Annotated in this window: 3 protein-coding genes; all 3 read right to left on the bottom strand. The window is 70.5% G+C overall.

What is annotated here, in order from left to right; translation table 11 throughout:
* Positions 1-173: 173 nt before the first annotated feature.
* Genes LIU39_RS01430 through LIU39_RS01420 form a run of 3 tightly spaced genes read right to left on the bottom strand, consistent with a single transcriptional unit; the run spans position 174 to position 3124 of the window.
* The gene (locus LIU39_RS01430) at positions 174-533 is read right to left on the bottom strand and encodes a hypothetical protein (protein WP_227043629.1); all 360 of its coding nucleotides are present in this window, start codon (positions 531-533) and stop codon (positions 174-176) included.
* A complete protein-coding gene (locus LIU39_RS01425) occupies positions 526-972 on the bottom strand; it encodes a YbaB/EbfC family nucleoid-associated protein (RefSeq protein ID WP_227043627.1) in 447 nt (148 codons plus the stop codon). The genes LIU39_RS01430 and LIU39_RS01425 overlap by 8 nt, the downstream gene beginning before the upstream one ends.
* Before the next feature lie 37 nt (positions 973-1009).
* The gene (locus LIU39_RS01420; protein WP_227043625.1) at positions 1010-3124 is read right to left on the bottom strand and encodes a hypothetical protein; all 2115 of its coding nucleotides are present in this window, start codon (positions 3122-3124) and stop codon (positions 1010-1012) included.
* Positions 3125-3228: the final 104 nt, after the last annotated feature.

Raw genomic sequence — 3228 nt, 5'->3', positions numbered from 1 at the left:
GAGGGCCACGGCCGACCCCTTTCTGAACTACGGGCGACGGGCCCGCATGACGGAGTGCACGGCGACAGGTGCGGGTGGACACGGGGAACGAGCGGGTGGGGAAGGAAGGGAAGGCGCCAGGGGATGTCCGCGGCCGCGGGCACCCCCTTGGTGCGGGATTTACGGCTCTCCCGCTATTGCCCCGACTTTTCCTGGGCCTTCTTCTCCGCCTCCTGCATGTGATTCCAGGATTCGGCGATCTGCTTGTTGTCGTCGTCGGCGGCCTGGAAGATTTTCATGACGTCGCCGCCTGCCTGGCCGGTGGAATCGGTGACATCGCTCATCATCTTGACGATCCGCTCCAGGGCTTCGGTCCCGGGATCGGCGATCGACTTGTACTGCTCGGCCACTTCGTCGTTGTCGCCCGCGCCCTGGAGATTCAGCCGCTTGATGTCCGCCACGTCCAGGCCCAAGGTGCTGATCTGCGTGGCGAGTTTCGGGTATTCCGCGAACAGCCGGTGGAGGTCTTCGGTCGTCCTGATCTCTTCAGCCATCGGTCTCGTCCTCGTCCTCACCGCGGCGGCCGAAAGCGGTGCCGCCCGGCCCCTGTTGCGGCCACAGTTTCCTGGCCTCGTTCATCGCCTTGAGCGCTTCCGTGCCGCCGAGCATCGATTCGCGCACCTCGTCGCCGAATCCCGTGAACGGCGCGACCGCCCGGTTCACCTTCTCGTGCACGTCGGCGCGCGCCTGCTCCAGCAACTGCACCAGCGCCCGGCCCAGCTCCGCCGGCGCCATGGACCGGTATCGGTCCCCGTTGAACTTGATCTCCCGCACGTCGGACCGGGTGCCCATCACGACGGTGATCGCCCGGTCCTTGGACGTGACCTTGACGGTCTCCTTCGCCAGCCTCGCCTGCGTCTCCATCAGCTGGTTGCGGTGCTCGGCCAGCCGGCCCATCATCTGGTCGACCTGGTCCTGGAATCCGGGGCTCATCGCCTGCCCTTCCGTTCGTCTGCCACTGTCCGTGCGGTCATCGGCCGATCACGCCCGGTGTGGTGCCCTCGTCGGTGCCCCACACCTCTTCCTCCTCGTCGACCCAGGTCTGGCGCTGCCGCTCGCCGCCCTGGCCACCGCCGCCCGCACCGCCGCCCCCGCCGCCCATCGGCGGCACCATGGGGCTGCCGGACGAGGTGGCCCGCCCCATGGCGGTGGCTTCCTGCGCCGCGCCGCGGGCGAGCCGACCGCCGGGAGGCATCTCCTCGGGCGGCATCGACCCGCCGGATCTGAGCGCCTTGGTGCTCATGCCGGTCCGGGGCGGGGTCGCCTCGTTGAGCGACGAGTTGCGCCCGAGGCCGCCGCCTTCGCCGGCCCCGCCGCCGCCCATGCCGGCCGGGCCGCTGACCGTCTTGAGGCCGCGCGGGATCGCCGGCGGGTGCTCCAGGTCGCCGTGCGTGCCCGGCGGCTTCACGCCGGGAGGCGTCTGAAGGTTGTTGGCGAGCTTCCGCTCGCGCCACAGCGATCCGTCGTTCGGCGGCTCCGTCACGTGGCTGAGCTTGGTGCCCCGCGGCACGGTGATCTGGTGGCCGTTGCGGTCCGCGGCGAGCGTGCCGTCGGGGCGGGTGACGGTTCCGTTGGAGTTGACCTTCGAGCCCGGCGGCACGTCGAGCGCCTTGCCGTTGCGGTCGGTGAGCGGCTTGCCGTCCGGCCCGATGAGCCTGGCGGCGGGGTTGTTGCCGCCGACGGTGTGCATGCCCGTGTTCGGCGGCCCGCCGGTGCTCGACTTGTTCCCGGCGGTGCCGGTCATCGGCGGCTGGATCCTGGACGGCATCGGCGGCATCATGCCGGCCGGCGGCGCGTGCTGGTCCTTGTCGCCCTCGCCGCCCGCGTGCTGGGTGTCGAGGCTGCTGGTCGGCGGCCCGTCCACCTTCGCCGACAGCGGCGCCTTGAGGTCCTCGCCCTTGCCGCCCCCGAGGCCGTCCGCTCCCGACGCGCCCTCTCCAGGCGGCGCCGTGCCGTCCCCGCCCGTCCCCTTGGACGGGTCGAGATCCGCCGAGTCCGTGCCGTCGGCGTTGTGCTTGAGGAGTTCCTGCGCGCCGGGCGGCAGCTGCTGGTTCTGCTGGTCCGTTCCGGAGGTGCCGGGCGGCTTGGTGCCGGCGCCGAACGGGTTGGTCTGGCTGCCGAACGGGTTGGTGGCCGAGGCGCCGGGAGGCGTCTGCCCGCCGGGCATCTTCAGCTGCATGGGCTTCAGCTGCTCGGGGATCGCCGAAGTGGCGGTGCCGAGAGCGGAGTTGAGTGCCTGCATGTGCTGATCCGCCGGCTGGTCGAGCCGGGTGTTGACGTTCGCCATCCACAGCGCCTTGGCCCGGGACTGGACCCGGTCCCAGAACTCCTGCGTGTTCGGATCGCCGTAGGACGAGGTGACCTTGGGGTTGACCTGGTCGGGGAACTCGATGTGGGCGCCCTGCATCGCTTCCTGGAGCGCGTCGTGCGTAGCGTTGACCGGCCACGCCATCCGGTCGCCCCGCCAGGCGGTGTGGGCGTCGTACAGCTGGGCGAGGGTGTCGTGCAGCTGCGTCCTGGCGTGGTCGATGTCCGCGGCGAAGTCGCGCGGGTTGGTCATCTCGACCCGCAGCCGGTCGAGTTCGTCGGCCATGCCGTGCAGCACCGCGCGGAAGACGCCCGCCGAGCTGCCCTGCCAGTTCGAGTCGTCCTCGTTGATCTCCCTGGCCCAGCTCTCGATGATGTCCTTGGCGCCCTGGATCCGACGCTCCAGGCCCCGGGCGGTGATGACCGCGGTGTCGAAACTGCCCAGGCTGGCGGCGTCGTTGCCCTTGAGACTGTTGAAGACGGGGACGAGGATCTGGTCGGGCTGGTGCACGAACTGGCTGAGCGGGCCGTCCGAAGCGTCCACCCCGGCCCAGTCCATGGTGACGCCCAGGACGTACTGGTTGGGCAGTCCGGCGCCGGTCCCGTCGCCCTGGGTGGTGTAGTTGAACGACCACCACACGTCGTACACGGAGTCCAAGTTGTGGTCGCCGCCGGGGAGCGTGCCCGCGTCGAACGACGTGAACCAGCTCGGTCCGCCGTCGGTCCCGATCGCTGAGCTGTCCGTCACCTTCTGACCGGTGGCGGCGAAGGCTTTCATCGCCTCTCCCCAGTTCACGCGCGCGCCCGTCCCTTCGGCTCGTCCCAGTTCACCCTGGTCCCTCTCCTGCCGGATCCCGTCCCTCGGGCAGCCTCGTGCGGCTG

The organism is Streptomyces pinistramenti (assembly GCF_020564935.1).
Classification (GTDB): domain Bacteria; phylum Actinomycetota; class Actinomycetes; order Streptomycetales; family Streptomycetaceae; genus Streptomyces; species Streptomyces pinistramenti.
This window is presented reverse-complemented; position numbering and strand designations above follow the sequence as displayed.